This is a genomic window from Nitrospira sp. (assembly GCA_029194535.1).
GTDB lineage: Bacteria > Nitrospirota > Nitrospiria > Nitrospirales > Nitrospiraceae > Nitrospira_C.
Genome location: JARFXR010000002.1, coordinates 252401 through 275442, shown reverse-complemented (window position 1 = coordinate 275442; position 23042 = coordinate 252401). Strand labels below are relative to the sequence as shown.

The 23042-nt window shown below is 59.1% G+C and carries 19 protein-coding genes and 1 tRNA gene; 13 read left to right on the top strand and 7 right to left on the bottom strand.

Translation table 11 applies throughout. The features are described 5' to 3' along the window. The first annotated feature begins 17 nt into the window (after positions 1-17). Complete coding sequence (locus tag P0111_12745; protein ID MDF0644890.1) at positions 18-887, top strand: DUF6159 family protein; 870 nt, start codon at positions 18-20, stop codon at positions 885-887. A 105-nt stretch (positions 888-992) separates the two neighbouring features. On the opposite strand, the gene P0111_12740 is transcribed toward P0111_12745, so the two are convergent. The 6 genes from P0111_12740 to ald all read right to left on the bottom strand — a co-directional run bounded on the left by P0111_12740 (position 993) and on the right by ald (position 4018). Further along, positions 993-1217 (bottom strand): hypothetical protein, encoded by a 225-nt coding sequence (locus P0111_12740; protein ID MDF0644889.1) that lies wholly within the window; start codon positions 1215-1217, stop codon positions 993-995. Between the two features lie 65 nt (positions 1218-1282). Next, complete coding sequence (locus P0111_12735) at positions 1283-1696, bottom strand: hypothetical protein (GenBank protein ID MDF0644888.1); 414 nt, start codon at positions 1694-1696, stop codon at positions 1283-1285. A gap of 19 nt (positions 1697-1715) precedes the next feature. Beyond that, complete coding sequence (locus P0111_12730; GenBank protein MDF0644887.1) at positions 1716-2066, bottom strand: (2Fe-2S) ferredoxin domain-containing protein; 351 nt, start codon at positions 2064-2066, stop codon at positions 1716-1718. A gap of 17 nt (positions 2067-2083) precedes the next feature. Further along, positions 2084-2467 carry a hypothetical protein gene (locus tag P0111_12725; GenBank protein MDF0644886.1) on the bottom strand — a complete coding sequence of 128 codons (384 nt, stop codon included), beginning with the start codon at positions 2465-2467 and terminating at the stop codon, positions 2084-2086. A 327-nt stretch (positions 2468-2794) separates the two neighbouring features. Beyond that, positions 2795-2871, bottom strand: a tRNA-Pro gene (locus tag P0111_12720). Between the two features lie 43 nt (positions 2872-2914). Further along, on the bottom strand, positions 2915-4018 hold the full coding sequence (ald, locus tag P0111_12715; protein MDF0644885.1) for an alanine dehydrogenase: 1104 nt from the start codon (positions 4016-4018) through the stop codon (positions 2915-2917). 322 nt (positions 4019-4340) lie between these two features. Here ald and P0111_12710 point away from each other — a divergent pair, with 322 nt between their 5' ends. The 9 genes from P0111_12710 (at position 4341) to P0111_12670 (ending at position 9951) form a co-directional block, all read left to right on the top strand. Next, complete coding sequence (locus P0111_12710; protein MDF0644884.1) at positions 4341-4649, top strand: acylphosphatase; 309 nt, start codon at positions 4341-4343, stop codon at positions 4647-4649. Between the two features lie 8 nt (positions 4650-4657). After that, complete coding sequence (locus P0111_12705; GenBank protein MDF0644883.1) at positions 4658-5614, top strand: sigma-70 family RNA polymerase sigma factor; 957 nt, start codon at positions 4658-4660, stop codon at positions 5612-5614. A 4-nt stretch (positions 5615-5618) separates the two neighbouring features. Beyond that, positions 5619-6143, top strand: coding sequence for an adenine phosphoribosyltransferase (locus P0111_12700; protein MDF0644882.1), 525 nt, complete (start codon positions 5619-5621; stop codon positions 6141-6143). Positions 6144-6384: 241 nt separating this feature from the next. Continuing rightward, complete coding sequence (locus P0111_12695) at positions 6385-6834, top strand: TraR/DksA family transcriptional regulator (GenBank protein ID MDF0644881.1); 450 nt, start codon at positions 6385-6387, stop codon at positions 6832-6834. Positions 6835-6978: 144 nt separating this feature from the next. After that, positions 6979-7677 (top strand): 7-cyano-7-deazaguanine synthase QueC, encoded by a 699-nt coding sequence (queC, locus tag P0111_12690; protein ID MDF0644880.1) that lies wholly within the window; start codon positions 6979-6981, stop codon positions 7675-7677. Positions 7678-7681: 4 nt separating this feature from the next. After that, positions 7682-7849, top strand: a complete 168-nt coding sequence (locus P0111_12685; protein ID MDF0644879.1) for a hypothetical protein — start codon at positions 7682-7684, stop codon at positions 7847-7849. Then, a complete protein-coding gene (locus P0111_12680) occupies positions 7846-8247 on the top strand; it encodes a cytochrome c (protein MDF0644878.1) in 402 nt (133 codons plus the stop codon). Before P0111_12685 ends, P0111_12680 begins: the two co-directional genes overlap by 4 nt. 184 nt (positions 8248-8431) lie before the next feature. Continuing rightward, positions 8432-9268, top strand: a complete 837-nt coding sequence (locus tag P0111_12675; GenBank protein MDF0644877.1) for an SPFH domain-containing protein — start codon at positions 8432-8434, stop codon at positions 9266-9268. Positions 9269-9417: 149 nt separating this feature from the next. Continuing rightward, a complete protein-coding gene (locus tag P0111_12670; GenBank protein MDF0644876.1) occupies positions 9418-9951 on the top strand; it encodes a response regulator transcription factor in 534 nt (177 codons plus the stop codon). Between the two features lie 276 nt (positions 9952-10227). Here the strand turns inward: P0111_12670 and P0111_12665 are convergent, their stop codons facing one another. After that, entirely contained in the window at positions 10228-10578 is a 351-nt protein-coding gene (locus P0111_12665) for a PilZ domain-containing protein (protein ID MDF0644875.1), read from the bottom strand. A gap of 810 nt (positions 10579-11388) precedes the next feature. On the opposite strand from P0111_12665, the gene P0111_12660 reads away from it, so the two are divergent. From P0111_12660 to P0111_12650, 3 genes are all read left to right on the top strand, one after another. Further along, on the top strand, positions 11389-11739 hold the full coding sequence (locus P0111_12660) for a hypothetical protein (protein MDF0644874.1): 351 nt from the start codon (positions 11389-11391) through the stop codon (positions 11737-11739). Between the two features lie 64 nt (positions 11740-11803). Then, entirely contained in the window at positions 11804-12826 is a 1023-nt protein-coding gene (locus P0111_12655; GenBank protein ID MDF0644873.1) for a hypothetical protein, read from the top strand. A gap of 2 nt (positions 12827-12828) precedes the next feature. Next, on the top strand, positions 12829-23040 hold the full coding sequence (locus P0111_12650; protein MDF0644872.1) for a calcium-binding protein: 10212 nt from the start codon (positions 12829-12831) through the stop codon (positions 23038-23040). Positions 23041-23042 lie beyond the last annotated feature (2 nt).

Genomic DNA, 23042 nt, shown 5'->3' with positions numbered 1-23042 from the left:
AACGGGGCATTCGGCGGATGTCGTCGTGGACACAGAGGATCGTCACCACGCAAGCGATCTTGGCGGCGGCCTGGCGTATCCTCAAAGAGGAGAAGACGCTGTTGCTGCTGCCGCTGGCCTCCTCGGTCTGTGTGCTGCTGCTCACCGCCGTGGTCGCGGCTCCGGCCATCATTGAAGGATTCACCGGAATGCCGGTGCCGGACGATGTGCCGCATGTCGGGTCGGCGAATGCGTTCGGCCTCTTCTTCCTGTACGTATCGACCTATGGCGTCGGAGTGTTTTTCAACGCCGCGTTGGCTCTCGCCGTGCTGCGGAAATTCGAAGGACGGTCCGAGTCCGTCTCGACGGCATTGAGCGAGGCCGTGTCGCTGCTTCCCCAGATCGTCGGGTGGGCGGTCGTGTCCGCGACGGTGGGTGTGCTCCTCAAAGGGATCGAACGCCGATCCGGCATGATCGGCGGACTTGTCGTCAGGATGCTCGGGTTGGCATGGAGTGTCGCCACATTCCTGGTCGTGCCCGTGCTCGTAGCGCAGCGCACAGGTCCGTTCGATGCAATCAAGGAATCGGTTCAGCTCTTACGGCGAACTTGGGGAGAGAATATTCTGGCGGGATTGGGATTCGGTGTGCTGTATTTCTTTTGGGCGCTGCCCGGCGTCTTTGCGTTCGTGATCGGAGCCGGACTGGTCCCGACGCACCTCGCGACCGCCATCCTCATCATGGCGCTTGCGATCTGTTATTTCCCGGTCCTGGGGCTCGTCTTGTCCACCCTCTCGACGATCTTCGACGTCGTGCTGTATCGGTACGCAAAATTTGGCGCCGTCGCACCCGGTTTCGATCGGACTCTCCTCGAGGCGTCGTTCACTCCCAAAACGGGATCAGGGCGATAAGGATTGGGAGGAATCCTTCCCCCGGGCTGGTGGCTCCGGGGTGTCTGAATGCAGGCTGGCCTTCCTCAGGAAGCTGCGCGTCGTTGCGCCGTCGGCTCGCCGCTACTACTTTTGCGGCTCCAGGAGCTTGTCGCCTTTCCTGAATACCGCGTAGATGGCGTGCGATGGGCAGGCGTCCAAGCAGAGCCGGCAGCTTTCGAGACAGCGGGAGGGGTCGAACTTGTAGGGCGGCGTCGAGAGCCAGGCGCCGGTCGGGCAGATCGGAATGCAGATGCCGTTGTGCATGCACCGGTCCGGATGCCGGACAAGGTGATCGCGAATGACCATCATAGGCTTGACTCCTTCGAAGAGACCCTGGGAAAAAATTTCGAACATATTCTTCTTGGGGAGGCTGCTCACTTCCATTCCTCCACGAGACGTTTCAGCCGATCCTTCAACTCGGGGATCTGTTCGAGATTGTTGCGGATCGCGCCGATTATCTTTTCGAGCCTGGCCGCCTTGAGCGCATCCTGATCCTTCTTCACCAACAGGTCATACTCGGCATACGCGTCCGGATGGCTCCGCGCCAGATATGTCCTGGCGCGCTGCAGCGTTTCTCCGAGTTCGTACGGTTCGGCCGACATGGGCGGCGCGATGGTGAACGTGCCATCGTGGAAAATGATCGCCGCGGCTCCCTGCTTGCACGTCAGGGGAATCACCGCTTCGACGGATTTGTGCTCTAGAGCGGTCCAATTCGCCAGCAAGCCGGGAAACCGTTTCATGAAGACCACCTTCTCCAAGTTGGCCTTCCACTTCTCTTCGACGGCCATCGGGTCCTCGCGTTATGCGCTAGCGGGGCAGCGGAGGGAGCTCGGATGGGACCGGATGATCGGGCATGACCAGGCGGGTGACGATCTCGCCCTGCATCACATGACATTCCATGATTTCGGTGACATCGGCTTCCGATCTGACGGTGTACCACACACCCTCCGGGTACACGACGACGCTCGGTCCCTGCGCGCAATGGTCGAGACAGCCCGCCTTGTTGGCGCGCACCACGTTCTTCAAATTCAGCCGTTTGGTTTCCTGCTTGAACTTGGCGTGCAACGCTTCCGAGCCGAGCAACGAACAGCTGCCGCGGGGATCGTCGGCGCTCCGTTGGTTCGTGCAGACGAAAATATGTCGGGCGAATGAGGACAAGGGCGTTCTCTACGCGTTCAGGCCCGCATGGTCGTCGTTTGGAATCGGTCGATCAGGTTCTTCACGTCCGCCGCGTTCAACAGCGTCGATTGGCCGGACGATCCTCCGAGAATGGCGACAATCTCTCTGAGCCGAAGCGTGGCGCGCTGGAACGCCTCCTGATCGGAAAGTTCGGAGTGCTGCCCCGCCGCGAGTTTGTCGTGTTCGGCGCGGATGTCGCGAAAGTCTCGCTGGAGATTCTTCTGCATCGAGCACCCTTCGCAAAACCACATCGGGCTCTGGTCGCTCGAGGGCGAGAGGCGGTCGTACGTGCGGCCGAAGAAATCTTTTCCAAGCGACAACTTCATCAAGGGAATGCCGCTGACCTTGCACGCGTCGCAGGTTCCGGCTGATGCAGCCATCGAGTCGACCTCTAGAGTACCTGTCAGAAACCGAACACTTGAGGTGCTTATCCGCGTGCACTCATCATGAAAAGGCAAAAATAAGCACGCGGTACACGCGAACAAGGAAACCACCGGGAGACTGGTGGTGTGTATCCGCCGCCCCAACTCCCGACTACGCTAAAGAGGCGGCGGCACGAGCAAGCTTGGTTTGGTCGGGACGAGAGGATTCGGCCTCCGGCCCCGCGGCTTTGCTGCCGGTCGCACGCGGGTGCGACCTCTTCCTCCTAACAGTCGGCGCCCAGCCGCTTCAAACCCTCTCGACGGTCAATTTCAATTTGCACATTTTGGTCGGGGCGAGAGGATTTGAACCTCCGACCCCTGCGTCCCGAACGCAGTGCGCTACCGGGCTGCGCTACGCCCCGACCTCGTAATGCAGACGGCTCAGCGAAACGAGGGGCGATTGTCTTATATCAGGGGGGTGAAACGCAAGCCGTGAGCTTCGGCCACGGCCGGGCAGGTCACGTTACCATTATAGAGGTTCACACCCTTGCCGAATCCCGCGTCGGATCGTATCGTCGTTTCGACGCCTTCCGTTGCCAGCCTGAGCACATACGGAAGCGTGACGTTCGTGAGCGCGCCGGTCGATGTTCGGGGGACAATGCCCGGCATGTTGGCGACACAATAGTGAAACACGCCATCCACGAGATACACGGGATCGGAGTGGGTCGTGGGCTTCGTCGTCTCAATGCAGCCTCCTTGATCCACCGCGACATCAACTATCACAGCGCCCTTCCTCATTTGCGCGACCAACCGCCGCGAGACCAATTTCGGAGCCCGGGCGCCGGGCACAAGCACCGCGCCGATCAACAAGTCGGCTGTCGGCACGGTTTCTTCAACGGCTTCATGGGTGGCGGCTCTCGTGACGATGCGTCCCTGATATTGCTCGTCGAGGACGCGAAGGCGCTCGAGGTCGAGATTGATCACGGTGACGCGGGCGCCCATACCGACCGCAATCCTGGCGGCCGCGCTGCCGACCACGCCCGCTCCGAGCACGACCACGTGCGCCGGCTCCACGCCGGGCATCCCCGACAGCAAGATACCCCGGCCTCCTTGGGTTTTCTCCAAGTAGCGCGCGCCGATCTGCACAGACATTCGGCCGGCGATGTCGCTCATGGGCCTGAGCATGGGCAGTGTGCCGTCTTTGGCTTCCACTGTCTCGTAGGCGATGGCCGTGACGCGGCTCTCCATCAGCTTCTTCGTCAGTTCGGCGGAGGACGCAAGGTGGAGATAGGTAAACAAAATTTGACCCGCACGCACCTGACGGCATTCCGACAGGAGCGGTTCCTTCACCTTGATGATGAGCGCGGCGCGTTCGAAGGTCTCCGCGGCCGACCGCGTGATGGAAGCGCCGGCTTGCCGGTAATCCTCATCCATATATCCGCTGCCTTCGCCTGCGGCGGATTCGACCCAGACTTCGTGACCTGCCCGGCGCAATGCCCGCGCTCCGTCCGGCGTCAGGCCGACCCGATACTCGTGATCCTTGATCTCCTTCGGCACACCGACGATCATGATCTCCTCCATCCTAGATAGAGAGCGAGGACCTAAATCCGACGAACGGACGCCTCGATGCCTTCCTTGAGTATTGTACTCAGAGGCTGTCGAAATTGACACTGCCTCACGAGGCCCGCGGCGCAGAGATGTGGGCGTTCGGGTGGATACGATGTGTGGGAGACGGCGGAAGCCGGCGCTCACGGCTCGTTTCGCCGGGACAATGGACCGGGATTCCTGCGCGCGGAAGTGCAAAAGACGTGACGCGTCTCGGTGGGTGTGAGAATATTCCTTCGTCGAGACGGTTCGAGCGATCCCGACGCCCGTTCAGGTGACACCCTTCATGACCGATCCAACTGAGCCGGCAACGGTCCGAGCGACGATCTCCGTAGCGGGTCGGGTGCAAGGTGTGGGATACCGGGCGTTCGCCGTGCGAGTCGCCGCCGCGCGCGGACTCCGGGGAACGGTGCGGAATCTCGACGACGGGCGCGTCGAACTGGATGTGGAAGGACCGAAGGACCGGATCGAATCCCTCATGAACGATCTTCATACGGGGCCTCCTGCGGCGCGGGTGACTGCCGTGAGCGTCGAATGGGGGCGCCCGACGGGACGATTCTCGGATTTTCGGATCAGCTACGCGGGCGGGTCGTAGAGGACGGCATGGCCAGGAGACAGGACGATTTCGAGGATGGAAGCGAAGCGCGCCGGCATCAGGTCGAGCGCGACGAAGAAAGTACCGACCGCGAAGAGGGAGGAGACGGCGAAGAGAAGAGCGGTCGCCGGTCCGAAGGACTGGACACGCTGAAAAGCTACCTCCGGGAAATCCGTCGCTCCAGCCTGCTCACATTTAAGCAGGAACAGCAACTGGGCAAGCGCGTTATGGCCGGCGACGAGCAGGCCCGTCAGCAGATGATTGAATCCAACCTCCGTCTGGTGATCAGCATCGGCAAGCGATACATGCATCGCGGCTTTCCCTTCTCCGACATCGTGGAGGAGGGCAATATCGGGCTCATCAAAGCGGTCGAGAAGTTCAATTACAAGCGCGGCTTCCGGTTCAGCACCTACGCATCCTGGTGGATCCGGCAGTACATCGAGCGCGCCATCATCAATCAAGGCAAGCTGGTGCGGCTGCCGGTTCATGTGGTCGAGCGGCTCAATCGCTACCTCAACCGCAGCGAGTCCCTCGTTCAGACATTGGGGCGAGAACCGACCGCGGCCGAGGTGGCGGTCAAGCTGAAGTCGACGGAAGAAGACGTGCTGGATCTGAAGCAGGTCATCCGCACGACCTGCTCGTTGGACAGCCCCATCAACGATCAGGCCGACACCTTCCTTCGCGACGTCATCGAGGACCCGATGTGCCCCTCGCCGGCGGCCACCGCTGAAGGCGTGCTGCGCCGTGCGGAGATGATGGCGTGGGTGAAGGAGTTGCCTGAAAAGGAGCAAACTGTTATTGTGTCGCGGTTCGGGTTGGACGGCAGCGAAGCCAAGACGCTGGAAGAGATCGGCACCGAGATGGGGCTCACTCGCGAGCGGGTCCGACAGATCGAAATGGCCGCGTTGAGCCGTCTGCGCCATACCATCGAACGAAAAGCGCTGACACAATCGGATCTGCTCTGAGTCAATGACCCTCGATCAGTATCGCTCGCTCATTCGCGAAGTCCCCGATTTTCCCCGTCCCGGCATTCTCTTTTACGACATCACGACCCTCCTCAAAGATCCGGCCGCGTTCGGCGCGATCGCCGACGAGTTGACCGCCTACTATGGAGGTCAGGACATCACCAAAGTCGTCGGCATCGAGTCGCGCGGGTTCATCTATGGTGGAACCCTGGCTCAGCGCCTCAAGGCGGGATTCGTCCCGGTCCGTAAACCCGGAAAGCTCCCGGCGGCGATCTACGAGGTAAACTACCAGTTGGAATATGGGTCCAACTCCCTGGCGATTCATCGTGACGCAGTCGCCAAAGGGGAACGAGTGCTCATCGTGGACGACTTGCTGGCGACCGGAGGCACGGCGGCCGCCACGATCGAGCTGATCCGCCAGTTGGGCGGCGAGATCGCCGGTTTGGATTTTCTGGTGGAGCTCAAGAGCTTGAACGGACGGGAGAAGCTGACCGGATATCCGGTCCATAGCACCATCCTCTATCCCTAGGGCACGCGTTTCTTTTCGACCACTACCTCTTGTCAAAGTCCCGGCACCCGTGCTATGAATGCCGAACTTTTTCCAGGCCAGTCGACGTGCATCGAGAGAGGACGGCGTCATGGCAACCAAGGCTCCCGCGAAAAAGAAACCCCCTATGAAAAGCAAACCGACAGCCAAGCCGGTCGTCAAAGAGCCGAACGTCGAAGCCTCAGCGGCCGTCAGTGAGAAGCCCATAGCCGCCGAAAAGCCCTTGACCGTCGCGATTTCTCCGCTCGCGGCCAAGCCGAAGGAATCCGCCAAGGAACGCGAGGCGCGCGAGCGACGCCGCGAGGCGCTGCAGAAAATCCTCATGCGGAAACGGCAGGAGATTCTCAAGGAAATCGAAGACAGTATCGGCCAATCGCTGACAGAAGATCAGCAGCGGCGCCTGGAGTCTGCCCGCGATGTCGGCGATCAGGCGCTGATGGATCTGGACCGCGAGCTGGGGATTTCTTTGATGGAAATGCGTAACCGCCGACGCCAGGCCATCGACGAATCGTTGGTACGCCTGTCCGAGGGCACCTACGGCATCTGCGCCGAATGCGGCGTCGAAATCAGCGAGCGGCGGCTGGAGGCCGTGCCCTTCGCCAAGCTCTGCGTCGAATGCCAATCCAGAGAAGAGCTGCTGGAGAAAATCGAAAAAGAAGAAGAACGCGACTGACGGCCCTCCCGTCAACCCCCGCCTCGTCGGTCGCCCGGCCGAAGCCCGACCAGATCAGTGTACCGCACGGAAACCCCAGCGGTCCGACCGCAGGCGATGCGCGCATGCCTGTCTCCTCGACCGCGGTGATCATCAGGAGGCGCCATGTCCGGAGTGAATGGTCCTCGCGCTGTCGTGCTGGTGAGCGGAGGGATCGATTCTGCCGTGACGGCCGCCATCGCGCGGCGGGACGGCCAGGAACTCCATTTTCTCACGTTCGAGTACGGCCAACGTCACGCCGTGGAAGTTCGCCAGGCGCGGCGGCTGGCGGAGGCGATGGCGGTGATGCATCATGTGGTCTGTTCAGTCGATCTTCGCGTAATCGGCGGATCGGCCCTCACCAGCGATCAGGCGGTGCCGAAAGATCGTGAGAGGCCGGAACGGACCGCGGAGATTCCGGTGACCTATGTCCCGGGGCGGAACCTCATCTTTCTGTCTCTGGCGGCGGCCTATGCCGAAACAATCCGAGCCGAGTCGGTGTACTTCGGCGCCAACGTTCTCGACTATTCGGGGTATCCAGACTGCCGCCCGGAGTTCATCCGTGCGTTCGAAGGCGCGGTGAAGGAAGGCACCAAGGCCGGTGTCGAGGGACAAGCCTTGCGAGTGCTGGCGCCCTTGCTCGCGCTGTCGAAGGCCGAGATCATTCGGGAAGGCGTGGCGCTGGGCGTGCCGCTCGCACTCACGCACAGTTGCTATGATCCGGTAGGCGAACTGGCCTGCGGGCGATGCGACAGTTGCCGCATCCGGCGCGATGGATTTCGGATGGCCGGGGTTGTAGATCCTACGCAATATGCGCTAACGTAACACGATGTCGCCGGAAGAATTCTTCATGTATCTGACGATCGCGCTGATCGTCGTCGCCCCGATTGGAGCCAGACTCTATCGGCGCATGACCTTGCGCCGTACGCAAGCCATGCTTCGCGAGCAGTTCAACCACACCGACGCGGCTGAGCGCGGGCCCGGTGCCGGCCGGTGAAGCGGAATCGAGTATCCGGCTTGCGATGGTCGTGGGGGCTGAGCCTCGTCCTCCTCGTCGCGACGGCGGCCTGCGATCCGCCGCAGCCGGCTCCGGCAGCGGGCGGCTCGGCTCTCCCTGCGGACCTGCAGGCGGGGGAGGCCAAGTTCGATGCCAATTGTTCCGCCTGCCATGGAAAACAGGGAACCGGGACCGCGCAAGGTCCTCCGCTGGTCCATAAAATCTACGAACCCAATCACCACGGCGATGCGGCCTTCCAGCGGGCTGCAGCCAACGGGGTGCGGGCCCACCATTGGGAATTCGGCAACATGCCGAAGATCGAAAACGTGACTCCCGCAGATGTAGACCACATCACGCAATACATTCGCTGGCTTCAGAAGCGAGCGGGCATCTTCTAATCCAGCCCTACGCGCGCTCTATCGACAAGGTCGCACCGCTCGGTTGGCTCTCCTCCAGGCTCGTTTGACTTTGTTTCAGTCTGCTACGTAAGGTGTATCCTCTGATTCACGCAACCTGATCGAGCGTGGCAGTGTGCGATCGGCAACGTCGAATGCGGCCCGTCCTAACAACAGGAGGCTAGCTATGAGGGAATCAGTCTGTCGTATGTGGGGAGCGGGCACAGTCCTGGCGCTCATGCTGGCGACGAGTGGTTGTGCGGCGATCGAAGCGGGCCATGAGGGTGTGTTCGTCGAGCAACCTTGGTTCTTCGGTCACGGCGGAGTCGATCCGGTTCCCTCGAAAACGGGGCGCGTATGGATTGCTCCAACGACGAAAGTCGTCGACGTGGACATTCGTCCGGTCCAGTATTCGGAACACTTCGATATTATTTCGGCCGAGAACGCACCGGTGTCATTCGACGCGTTCATGATCGCCAACGTCGTCGAAGGCCGCTCGCCGGAACTGATCTCCCGCTACGGGCCGACTTGGTATCTGAACAACGTAAAAGAAGCCTTCCGCACGTTCGTCCGGGAGGAAGTACAGAAGTACCCGCTCTTCCAATTAACCACTGACCCGACCACCCGCACCAAGTTACAGGAAGCGATTGCCCGTGAAGTCCAAGTCAAACTCATTGAAAAGCAAAACATCCCGGTCCGGCTCAATCGGGTTGTCGTCGGCAGCATCCTGCCTCCAAAGGGCGTGGTAGAACAAACGACCCAGACGATCGTGCAGGAACAGCGAAAGATCACGATGGTCGAATTTCAGAAAGCGGAGGAAGCCCGTGAGAAAGCAGAGAAACAGCGAGGTATCGCGGATCGGGCCTACCGCGAATCTTTGGGCCTGACCGCGCCGGAGTTCGTGGATCTGCGGCGGATCGAAGTCCAGAAGGAGATCGTGCAGCACTCGCCGTCGGCCCTGACCGTCATCATGGGGCTCGAGCGCTTCGGCATCAACCTGCCGCCGCTCGCGGCCGAAAAGTAGCGGTGCGAGGGGAGCCCGCCCGTTCTGTGCGTTGCCGGTCACAGGAGAAAATATCTTCGATATCCACTATATTGTCGGTCGGCCGATGCGGTATGATAGCGGATCTGAACCAGAGGCTACGAGCAGCCGCGCCACGAAAAGAGGCCGCCATGCATCGCATCAGCGAACCCTTACGGACTGTATCAGGAACTGGTTGTGAAACCGGCGCCATCGGACCGTCTGCCCCAGAGGGCGACGCACCGGCGCGGCAGGTGATGCCGGGGCCGCGGCGACGAGTGATGCTGGTGGACGACAATGAGAGGGATCGTCACCTCCTGAAGGTTCTGTTGGAGGAGCACGAGGGAATCGAAGTCGTGGGAGAGGCGTCCAACGGTGAAGAAGCCCAAGCCATGGCGGAGCAGCAACAGCCGGACGTGATCCTCATGGACATCCGTCTGCCGCGCACCACCGGCGTCGAGGCGACACGCCAAATCAATCGACGCCTGCCCGAGGTGACGATCATCGGCGTGTCCAGCCTCTATACACCCCATGACTACAACGCGATGATTACGGCCGGCGCGGTGGCATTCGTTCGGAAGGAAGACGCCGTGGAAGCGTTGTATAAGACCATTCACTTCTCCACACGGCATTATCGTCACAATCGACCAATCGCCTTGGTTCGCGGTCCCCAACAAGCCAACTAGTCCGCTCATCACCACTGCCGTTTCTGCCGACCCAATGCCGCCGTTCCTCCGGCGGTCTGTTCTGTTCACCCTGGATTTCGCAGTTGGAGTTGCGCCTGTGGTCTTGGAAGGGCGATGAGTGCTCCTCCGGTGTGGGACTCAGACGATCAGCCCCTGATCGCCGTGTCAGGTCCGACGGAGTGAGCGGTCCTTGTCTCGAGCAACGCGAGAGATCTTCTCCCTGGTCACAAGGATTGCTCCCAAGTTCCCTCGAAAGACTCGCTCGGAACCCCCCCGTCACCCCCGCTGCCAGATACGAAGCGCGAGATCCGCTTCATTCTCCTGAATCAATTCCCTGAGCCGCCGCTCCTGATCAGGCTCCATCCGAAGGAATTCCACGCCGAATTCTGTGCCCTGCGTCCAGCGCACCGTCGCGAGCAAGATCTTCAGGGGATTCTGGCGGCGCGGTACCTCGATGTGAACGCCCACCTCGCGTGCCGACAGGGGGACGTCGCTTAGCGCGCGGCAACCGGCGATCGAGAGGTTGAGGATGACGCCGTTGGTGTGAACGTCCTTTACGGAAAAGGATCCTGCATATTCGACTGGATACCGGACGTGACGTCGTTGTTCGTGAGGAACCGTGCTCATCGTTTGGATGCGCGAAGCCTGTCTGCACTCCGGAGGAAGATAGGCTACTGAAAGACAGATTCCGGCGAGCGACCGGCATTCGTATACACGCGCCGTCAGCCGAAACAAAGAGTCGTTCGGCTTCGGGCCGTCCGGCCCTAGGTCTGCGCAATCGGCACGGAAATCAGGGGGATGGACCGGCGTGAGTTGTCAAAGACTTCATGCTTCCATGAGCAGTTTCCGCCCAGGCGTTGCTCTTCCTGTATGGTCGAAGTGAGGGAGAAGAGCGTCTTAAATGCTGGTATTCATTTAGGAATGTAGCCATTCGTTGCCAGAAATTTTCTTGCATCGCTGTGCGACTTCATGTAGAAGCACCGTCGCAGTTCGTACTGCTAACCACTCCGAGCGGAGTGCCCGCAATACGAAGGAGACGGGACGATGCGTGAGGCGGACAAGGCCCATCGATCGAAACGCGCCCGCCTCGCTGTTCCACTTCAGTCGACTTCCCCAGCGTTGCATCCACGCTCAGCCAGCGACACCCCTGTGAGTATCGGTCGCGGCCGGGTGTCTCTCGACATCGGATTCAGTGAACCTGAGTTCGTCCATCCATCTGCCATCATCCAGGTCATCGGAAGATCGTCTCGGTCAACACTCTATGCGGCAGAGCCGGTGTCGCTCTTGAACCCTCCAGAGAGGGGCCTGGCGAAAGGCACGTTGAGAATTCTTCCGTGCCTCGCATGTGACCAGACGGCAGGTGAAGTGCAACGGCAGACTGATCGCGGTGTGTGTCAGTACGCCTCGCAGATGAAAAAATGCGGAAAGGAGAATGCCATGCGGGAAGCTACGCCGGAGAACGGTGCCAAGCGAGTTGCACCATCCACATCACGCCAGGTGAAGCTGCGCCTTGTTGAACGATCGGATCATCCCGCAACGGTCAATTTTTCAACCGTCGCCGTGGCAAAGGGGATCGCCTATCTCGATTTCGGGTTCATCGAGCCGGCGCTACTCGGACGAATCGCCCGAACGGTAACAGATGGACAGCCTGCATCGAAGATCGTCGACGGTCATCGCGTCGCCCGCGTGGCCATGCCGTTCGAACAGCTGATCGGGCTGCATCAGCAGATTCAACAGGTATTGCTCAATGTGCGTGATGCGCGCGCGAAACAAAAGGACAATAGGTAGCTATCCCAAGACGACACGTGGTCCAACAAGTCCTGCTGTTGTGCCCAGCACTACAAGGAAATGCATGAAGAGAGGACTCGCATTGATTGCCATACTGCTCATGATGGTGGCGAGTCCGCAGTTGGTGACTGGCTCCGAGAAGGCGCCGTTCGTTCTCAGAGACTCTGGGTTTCCCGTAAGCAGCCAGCACCGGATCTATTGGCTGGACAATGATCGTGTGATTTTTACGGGATACGAAATCAACCTCGAGAAAATAGATAAGCAAGGTAGGTATGGGCGTGAGCAGAACATCTATATCTGGGATACCCGCGAGAATCGTCGATCAGTTTATGTGAAGCACGCCAGCCTTGGTTGTTATTTCCGCGGCTATATTCGCTATTCCATTCTCGAAGGGCCGTCGAAGAAGGGGCCGATGGGGCAAGAGCGCACGTATCTTGATCTTCACTACTCCAAGGAAATTTGGGAGGGAGAACCGCCCGAGTGGGAGGAAAGCGTAAAGGCGCATCCTATTACGTGCAAGAGTTATCAGTCGCGAGGGCAATTGCGAGACTTCATTGAACTGCTCCCCGAGCATGGATATCTAGATTTTCGGCGGCAGCCTGATGCCCATCCTGGCCGACCTGGCCCAATACTTTTCTATCGACCAGAAGCAAATGAAGCTACAAGACTTCCACTAAATGACAATCAAGTTTGGCCACCTTTGGCACGTTATGTGGAGTTTCTGAATGCCTACGTCATGTACGCAGGATCAAACCAGCATACATTCTGGCTACTGAGGCCGGATGGGACCATAACGGGGCGTGAAGTGCCAGAAATTCATGGAGGATGGCATCACTTCCTCCCACTACGTTCGGGGGTTCTTGCATCAGGCGGTAGTATCAATGTGAAGAAACAGGGAGACCCAGGAAATCGTGGAGCCTATTTGCTCGAAAGCGACCAGATTCAGAAAATTGTAGTTGGATTCATTAACGCAATGGCGGTCTCTCCAGATGGCTGTAAGGCTGTGTTTGTACGAGAGCCGCATGACAACCTGCCAACTGCAAGTCGCGCTACCTTGCATTTGATCGATACCTGCAAAGGAGCCTAATCATGTTAGTTGCGCAACCATTAAACGAACTGGCCAAACTCGCCCTCATTGCCAGTGATGCTTCATATTTTACCTCTACGAATACAGTGCCTCTCGGCGGCACTCTGGCGCCATTTCGAGACACTCCGTCCTACGACATCCTCCCCCTTTACTCAATAGCCCCAGGCTTCGTGAAAGATTCAAACGATGCCCAGTCCGTAAATACATCCAACGGGTTCAAGTTTACCGCTTATCGAAATGCAACGACAAATGAAGTCATCATCGCATTCGGTGGAACTGACGGAGCTGATCCTGTCGATTGGACCAGCAATACTCAATTGGGATGGAACCAGTGGAAAGATAGTCGGGAACTTGTCTTCACACATCTGCGACAATTTGACTCAGATACTAGAATCCATTTCGCTGGCCAAAGCATGGGTGGAGCCTTAGCTCAGTATGCGGCCTATGAGTGGGTCCAAAAGAAGCTGACGACTACGAACCCAGAAGATCCCGATTTTCTCGCTGACTTTGACAAGTCCAATGTGAGTCTCACGACCTTTAACGGACTGGGCGGGTTGAAAGCGCTGCAGGACCATGTCAGCTACGATCCCACGGTACTGCAAGGCCTCGGGCTCTCTGGTCACTTCTTCGTCACCAATGATCTGGTCTCTCGTTTTGGCGGTGGGCATGTGGGAGGAGACACGTTTCTCCTTGATTTCAAATCAGGGAATATCAATCCCATCACCAATCAACCTTATGCGTATGGCCTTGTCGATGCCCACCGCATTGAGACTGGCCTCTATGCAAATCTGCGGCCCGGAGCACTCCTGGAGTTTCAAGTATCCCCAGGTACCACCTCGATCGCCTATCTCAATGTGGATTCCATGCAGGAAGTGGCGGCTCTGTTTGGCAACCTCCTCAATAGCAAAGACCTCGGATTAGTTGAATCTCGATTCCAGCTTGTCGCAGCAGTCACAGCAGGATTGACCATCGGGTCGCCCAGCAGCATCAACACGCTAACGCAAGCCCTGATCACGAGCCTTCATGATTCGGGCGATCTTAGTGAGAGCTGGTTTCGGGCACTCCAAGGAATGAATTGGGGGGCGGTCTTTACCCCCCTTCGTCCTGTGACCGGGGCCATTTCCATTCTCAGCACCTTAGGTGCGGTCTTCACGGACGCGGTGCAGGTGGCAGCGAGCGGGATCTCGACGATTTTTCAAGCCATTGGTGAGTATGTCGGCGCTGGGTCTCGGCCGGATGTGACGGTCACGCCACCGGCAGCCATTGATGTGTCTTCTCGTCAGCTTCAATTCGAGATTTTGATGGCGAGCATGGGAGCGGCTCCCCAGTTGACAGAGCTCACCGCGAGTCTTCCATCAGGCCTCGACCCGGAAGCCTTAGCCGCACAAATGCTGGGTGGAGGCGCTACCGACTGGCTGCCGAACACTCTAGCGTTCGCCCGGGAGCATGCGAATAGCAGTGGTCAAACGGCAGGGCAGTTGATAGAGACGACCACGCAGTTGGTCGTAGCTCTCAACCATCGGATCGATGCCCTCCAAGATATGACACCAGAGAGTAAAGGACAGCTCGTCGCCCAGCTGCAGAGTCTTACACTGAACACCGCTGATGGATTTGCGAGAGCGATCCCTGATTTCTTAGCCGATGTCGCAGGGTCATTTGACCTCGGGCGAGCGCTCGACTTTCTCAACGTGAACTTTGTGACCGAAGCCTATGCCGCTGAACTGGATGATCGCCGCCTTGCGGCCCCGATTCGAACCGCTTTAGAAGAAGCTCAGCAGATCGTTCAGCAGGCCGGCCAGACGGTCGTCGTGCGCCAAGGCATCGGAGCGAATCCGTTCAACACCCCTGGCTTCGATCCGGCCGTCGCGCCGTTGGCGACCGGCACGGTGAGCGAGGATGGCGCGAACGTGTTCACGGCCTATCTGCCCTATGCGGCAGGCACGGGCGGACAAGCGATCCAACTCAAATTGAACGGCCTTGGTGGGAACAATGTGGTGGTGCTGGCGAATAGCCAAGAACTCACTCCGCAGGGCGAGACCGTCACCATTCTCGTGCCGGAGGGCCAGCAGCAGGTCCTCTTCGCGCTGAAAGCTCCGGAGGTCTCTGCAAATACGACGCTCTCCGTCAACGCGGTGCTTGTGAATGACGCTGGCATCGCCACGCACGTCGAGCACCAGGAAGCCACGGTCTCACTCGTCTCCACCGATCAGGCGATCGACTATACCAACGGCCTGCCAGGGCAGACAGCTACCGGCGATAACAATCCCAACCAGCTCGGGCCGCTGGGGGGTATCGGTGCCCTTTTCAATGTGACTGCCTTCGGCAATGGCGGCGATGATTGGCTCTTTGCGAACACCGCGAGCCAAGGCCATCATCAGTTTTTCGGCGGCACAGGCGCGGATTTACTCGAAGGTGCGCTCGGCAACGATCGACTCTACGGCGAGGACGGACGCGATATTCTGGCGGGCTCTGCGGGCCGCGATGTGCTGGAGGGAGGGACGGGAGAAGATCTACTGGTGGGCGGACTGGGGGACGACATCCTCGAAGGTGGGAGCGAGGGCGATACCCTGGTCGGCGGCAGTGACGCGGATGAGCTGCGTGGAGACCTCGACGGCGATATCTTGTTCGGCGATGCGCTCGATACACCAGCGGCTCAGATGGGCGACGACGTACTGGATGGGGGCGCCGGCGCTGACTGGCTCTATGGGGGCGGTGGCGCCGATGTGCTCAGAGGCGGGACCGAACCCGACCGCCTCTATGGCGATCAGATCGTCGGAAACTATCCAAGTGTCACCCATACCTGGCCGGGTCAGGTGACGCCATCCTCGCCCGGCAGTCTCGCGATGACGACCGGGGGCGACGATTACCTCGATGGCGGCGCTGGTGAGGATGTGCTTCAGGGCGATGCAGGTTCAGATGTGTTGCTGGGGGGTGCCGGCGTTGATGTATTGATCGGCGACGATTTGGAAGTTGGGGTGATTCAGGAAGGGGATGATTGGCTCGGCGGCGGAAGTGAGAACGATCAACTAGTCGGCGGTGGTGGCGAAGATGCACTCTTCGGAGGCGACGGAGACGATCTTCTCGCGGGGGACTATGCCGATAACCCGACATTGGGGTTTGCCGACACGTTGGACGGCGGAGCTGGCAACGATCAACTGCAAGGGGGAGGCGGGAACGATTTGCTCGATGGCGGCAGAGGCAACGATGCGTTGTTTGGTGAAGCCGGGGACGACGAACTCTTCGGAAGCGTGGGAGTCGATGAGTTGCAGGGCGGTGAGGGGAACGATGCGTTAGCTGGAGGCACGGAGAACGACCGGCTCTTTGGCCAAGCCGGGAACGACGAATTGGATGGCGGCGATGGCGATGATCTGCTCGTGGGTGATGTCGGCGATGACACGGTGTTCGGTGGCGATGGAAATGATGAACTCGATGGGAACGCCGGCGCTAATCGATTGTCTGGTGAAGCCGGCAACGATTTGTTGATCGGTGGAGCAGACGCGGATCTTTTGTTCGGCGACGATGGGGACGATGCCTTACAAGGTGGGGCAGGTGATGACGAGCTGACTGGCGGCGCGGACAATGACACTATTGACGGCGGCGCTGGGGCGGACACCTATGTCTTCAATCTCGGCGACGGGGTCGATTCGATCACGGATACCCCAGAAGAAGGGAACAAGTTAGTCTTCGGGCCCGGCATCTTAAGCAGTGATATCACCCTTGGCATTGGCTCCCTGTTGGTGCGGGTGGGGGGGAACGGTGATGCCATCCATATCCAAGGGTTTGACCCTGCCAATCCGACGCAGCCGGCCGGCATCGATCAGTTTGTCTTTGCCGACGGGACGACGCTGACCCAAGCCGAGTTGGTGGTGAGAGGTTTTGACCTCATCGGCACGGCTGGCGACGACGTGTTGAATGGTGGTGAGACTTATCAGAAGATCATCGGGCTGAACGGGAATGACCAGCTGATTGGTGGGTTCGGCAACAATGTCTTAGACGCAGGGGCTGGAAACGATCAACTGTTTGCCGGGGTAGGCGCCGACCGGTTGCTGGGTGGCGCCGGCAACGATTGGTTGGATGGCGGCGAAGGACAGGACCAACTTGATGGCGGCACGGGCAATGATCGGTTGGAGGGCGGGGCGGGCAGCGATACCTATCGGTTCTCGCTCGGCAGCGGCTCCGATCAAATTGTGGAGTCGTCGGGAACGGGTGATGCGAATCAGGTTGTGTTTGGATCGGGCATCACGTCGGCCGAATTACAGTATCGCCTCGGCAATGGTTTGGAATTACCGATCGGCACACAGGGCGACGTGGTGTCACTGGGCTTTCCGAATTTTTCCGACATCTACAATTCTCGCGGGGTCGATCAATTTCAGTTTTCGGACGCCACGACGCTGACCCATGCACAGCTTGTCGATCGCGGGATCAACGTGCCCGGTACCGAGTCAGACGATCATTTATTTGGGACGAATGCCCGGGACTTGTTTGTGGGCGGCCAAGGAAACGATCAGTTGGTCGGTGGCGCGGGGGATGATCAGTATACGTTTGCCGCCGGCGATGGAATCGATACGATCGAGGATCGGGCCGACTCCGGTGGCGGCAACAGCGTGGTGTTTGGATCCGGAATCACCTCCGCCGATCTCACGCTGGGGTGGCAAGCGCCGCCATTCGGCATCGGAACGAATAAGTTGCTCGTGCGAGTCGGAACCTCCGGCGATGCGCTCTTGCTGGATTCGTTCAATCGCAGCGACGTGCTAGGGACTCATGCAGTGGATTCGTATCAATTCTCCGACGACACCGCGTTGACCTATGGCCAACTGATCGCTCGCGGCTTCGATCTCACCGGCACTGACGGGAATGACGTGGTGGCGGGGACGAACGTCACAGATCGATTGAAGGGGTTAGCAGGCCAGGACACGCTGCAGGGAGGAGACGACAACGATGTAGTGGACGGAGGGACCGGGAACGATCTGCTGAATGGTGGACGCGGCGACGATACCTATTTGCTTGGCCGTGGAAGCGGACAGGATCGTCTGGTCGATGTGGGCGGGACGCAGGATGCGATTCAATATGCGGCGGATGTGACGCCGGCCGATGTACAGGTTACGAAGAACGGCAAAGACGTGGTGTTGACCATCGGTGACACCGGTGATGCGGTGATTCTCTCGCAATTTTTGACGGCAACCGTGCTGCAAGTCGATGCTGTCCGCTTTGCCGACGGCACGGTCTGGGATGCTGCCGCGATCGCCGGGTTTGCGCAACGACCGATCATGGGCACGACCGCTGCTGATAGTCTGACCGGGACGGCCGGTGATGATCTGTTTCAAGGATTGGCGGGGGATGATCAACTGTTCGGACTGGCCGGGAACGACGTCTTGGACGGCGGCGCCGCCGCCGACACCATGACCGGAGGCCCGGGCGACGATATCTATGTGGTCGACGATGCAGCGGATGCCGTCCTGGAAGCGGTGGATGAGGGGCTCGATACCGTACAAAGTTCTGTCAATCATCAGCTCAGCGCGAACGTGGAAAATCTGAGGCTCACCGGAACGGCCGCGATCAAGGGCACAGGCAACGCGCTCGACAACGTGCTCATCGGCAACAGTGCGGCCAATGTGCTGACTGGTGGACTGGGTGATGACACCTACCATGTAGGTGCCGGCGATACGGTAATCGAACAAGCGGCCGAAGGACGAGATACGATCGTGACGGACCAGACCTATGTATTAGGTGCGAACTTCGAGAACTTGACGCTTGCCGGCTCGGCGCCGATCAATGGAACCGGTAATGACCTCGACAATGTGTTGATAGGCAACAGTGCGGTGAATGTGCTCACCGGAGGGAAGGGCAACGACACCTACGTCGTCAGTGCTGGTGACATCGTCATGGATCAAGTCGGCGAGGGAATCGACACGATCAAGACCACCAGATCGTACCGGCTTGGAGCGAACGTCGAGAACCTCACCTTGCTGGAGACTGCAAGACGCATCGAACCGTTCCTTCAACTCGGGCCGGACGCTAAGGGCGCCACTGCAACATCGATCTACGGTGGGACAGCTGCGGGCCTTCAAGTGGGTATCGGCAACGCGCTCGACAACGTGCTGTTGGGAAACGGTCAGGAGAATGTGCTCGAGGCAGGGGTGGGGAACGACACGTTGGCAGGGAATGGAGGGCTCGATCTTCTACGCGGCGGCTCGGGGCAGGACATTTATCTGTTTGGATTAGGCTCGGGTATCGATGTCGTTGAGGATACGAATCCGGGTGAAATCGATACGATTCAACTGGCGGCTGGAATCAGTCCCGATCAAGTGATCGTGACTCGCCAACAAATACTCATGGATTCGCCGATATACAGTCTTTTCCCGTCAGGCTTGACGCTCAATCTTGCCCTTCCGAATCCTGATCGCAATGCCGATGCCCCTGCCGATCAACTGTACATTGTCTACAGCTCGCTAGCTGCTTTCTCGACCAAACAAGTGCGCTTTGCCGACGGGACGGTGTGGGATGGTGCGACACTCTTGGAGAAACCAGCGGGTGAACCGGATCCAGGTCCGGGAATCACGTTGGACGGTGGAAGCGACGACGACCTGCTCATCGGAACCGAGGCCAATGATCGGTTGAACGGCTTTGCCGGAAATGATCGGCTTGAGGGGGGCTCCGGGAACGACATTCTTGATGGAGGAAGCGGCAACGATGTGCTGTTGGGCGGCGATGGGCGTGATGCGCTCTCCGGAGGCGACGGCGATAACGATCTCGATGGGGGAGCCGGTGACGACAGCTTATCCGCAATCGGAGGGCAGAATGTCCTGCGAGGAGGGGTGGGAAACGACTCGCTCAGTGGACAGGGACTGACCAATCTTCTTGATGGCGGGGCAGGAAACGATAACCTGTTTGGACTCGGAACCGATACCTTCGTTTTCGGTCGGGGGTATGGCTACGATAGCGCCAATCCCGGTACGGAAGACACCGTATTGATGAATTCCGATGTCCTTCCTGCCGACGTCAGACTATATGCATTCGAATCGGGGAATCATCGGCTCGGCATTCAGGGGACTCCGGACGAGTTGCAGATGGGGTTGTCTTTTCCAGGGCAGATCGTCTTTGCGGACGGCACGACCTGGGACCAAGCCTATCTGATAAGTCACGAACAGCAGGGTGTGGGAACGGAGGGAAACGATATTCTTGGAGGGACGAGTGGCGCGGACACTCTGGTCGGAGGGAAGGGAGACGATCTCTACGGCATAGGAGACGGAGACATCATCATCGAATTTCCAGATGAAGGCAACGACACCATTACCACGCTGTTGGACTATGCTCTGCCTGAAAATGTTGAAAACCTGATTTTTAACTTTACTAGTCACGCCGTTCTTGGCATGGGGAACGAGCTCGACAACGTCATCCTGGGAACGCCGGATCATGGCGGCGGGGACGGCGACAATATCCTCGATGGCGGCGAAGGGAATGACGTGCTCATCGGAGGGGCCTCGATTCCATCGTTTACTGAGGCGGGCGATGGTAGTGACTTGCTCATTGGCGGTCCCGGTAACGACGTACTCAGGCCTTTTTTCTGGATGTCGGGAGGGCCGCCGTTCAGTAGCGTAGGGGCTCATGGAGCGGATATGTTGCTCGGCGGCCTAGGCGACGACATCTATATTTTGATCGGCGGATACGAAGTTCGGTCATCGGTTGATCCGACTCAGGGTCCATTCTTTGATCTTCCCAATGCGACAGTTGTGGAATTGTCGGACGAGGGCAGCGACACGCTCGTGGCCATTACTGATCAGACGCTTCCGAGCAATGTGGAAAACTTGTTTCTGTTCGGCGGCAGTCATGGTGTCGGGAATGAGCTGGACAATGTCCTCATCGGCAGCCTCGGTGCCAATATCCTTGAGGGTCACGGAGGCCATGACACGTTGATCGGAGGATCTGGACGGATCCTTTCGCCCAATGGACTACAATTTGTCGACTCGGCCTCGGTGCTCGATGATTCAATCAACGATGGTGCGGTCGATAGGTTAGTCGGGGGTGTCGGCGATGATGTGTATGTGGTTGGTGTCGGCGACATTATCGTGGAATCGCCGGGAGAGGGAACCGACAGCGTGATCAGTCGCCTGTCTTTCCAGCTCGGTGACAATCTTGAACATCTTATGCTTGCCGGGGACGATGCGATTGATGGGACGGGCAATGTATCGGACAACAGATTGACTGGCAATAGCGCGTCGAACATCCTGGCCGGCGGCCAGGGCAACGACTTACTCCGGGGCCTCGCCGGAGACGATACCTATGCCTTCAATCTCGGCGATGGTATCGATACCGTTGAGGATATGGCCTCAGCGGCTGAAGGTAATCGCATTTCGTTTGGTAGTGATATTAGGCAGGGCGATCTGGCGTTTACCCAGGACAATGCAGCGCACACGCTCACAATCCAGGTGGACAGCAACGGAACCCATCAGCTTCTTCTCACCAACTTCGATCCCACTGGTGCAAACGGGTCGTTGGTGGTTAAGACGCTGGCTTTTGCGGATGGGAGCACGGCGAATCTGGCCGATCTGTTTCCGGCAAACCATGCGCCGACGGTGGCAAATCCGATCGTGGATCAATCGGCGCAGTCGGGATCGGCCTTCTCCTTCACGGTTCCGTCGAATACGTTCTCGGACATCGATGCAGGCGATGCGTTGACCTACGGCACCACGTTGGCCGACGGCAGCCATTTGCCGGCCTGGCTAGGCTTCAACGCCAGTACGCGGGCCTTCAGCGGGACGCCTGGAAGTGGTGATGCCGGAGTCCTGAACCTCAAGGTCACGGCGACGGATTCGGGGAGCTTGAGCGTGGCCGATGAGTTTTCGCTCACGGTCATCACTGCCGACCAGACTCTGACCGGCACTGCCGGGAACGATGTCCTCACGGGCGGCGTCGGGAACGATCAGCTCTTCGGACTAGCCGGCAACGATACGCTCACCGGCGGGGCGGGCAACGATCGGCTCGATGGTGGGACCGGCGCCGATACCATGCAAGGCGGGATGGGCAACGATACCTACATCGTTGACAACGGCGGGGATGTGATCACGGAAGCCGCCAATGAGGGCACGGACATCGTGCAGAGCGGGATCACCTCCACGCTCGGGGGGAACGTGGAGAACCTCTCGCTCACAGGGGTTGCCAATACCAACGGAACCGGCAACGCACTCGACAACGTCCTGATCGGCAACGGCGGGGGCAATACGCTCACCGGCGGAGGCGGCAATGATCGGCTGGACGGCAGTCTGGGCAACGATACGATGATCGGCGGGGCCGGCAATGACACCTTCGTCGTAAACCAAGCCGGCGATGTGGTCACTGAATCGGCCAATCAGGGGATCGATACCGTCGAAAGCGCTGTGACTTACAACCTGGGTTCCAATGTCGAGAACCTCACCCTGACCGGCACGGCCAATATCAACGGTACTGGAAGCTCAGACGGCAACATGCTCATCGGCAATAGCGGGAATAACAGGCTCGATGGCGGCACGGGCAATGACACGCTCCGGGGACAGGACGGCGACGACACCCTCAACGCAGGAAGCGGGAATGATCAGGCCGATGGCGGTATCGGCAATGATGCCTTGCAAGGCGGAAGCGGGAACGACAGCCTCACCGGTGGGTTCGGTGACGACACACTGAATGCCGGGAGCGGCAACGACGGCCTGAACGGCGGAGACGGGCTCGACACGCTCGACGGAGGGTCAGGCGATGACATCCTCACGGGTGGTGCTGGAAATGATAGTTTGACAGGCGGCAGCGGTGCTGATCAGTTCACTGGTGAAACTGGCAATGACCAGCTGACCGGCGGGGGCGGGAACGACCTCTACAATTTCACTCGTGGCGACGGCCGGGATACGATCAGCGACACCGATTCGACATCCGGCAACCAAGACCGGCTGCTCTTTGGCGAAACGATCAATCCATTGGATGTGGTCCTGAGTCGCCAGGCCAATGACCTTCGCTTGGCGGTATACGGATCAACCGATCAGGTTACGATTCAGAATTGGTATGCCGGCGCAACCAACCAGATCGAGATGATCCAGGCCGGCGACGGCCAGATGCTGCTCAATACACAAGTCGATCAGTTGATCCAGGCCATGGCCGGGTTCACCCAGCAAACCGGCTTGACGTGGGAGCAAGGCATCGTCCAACAGCCTCAGCAAGTCGAGAGCATCCTCGCAGCCAGCTGGCACTAGTC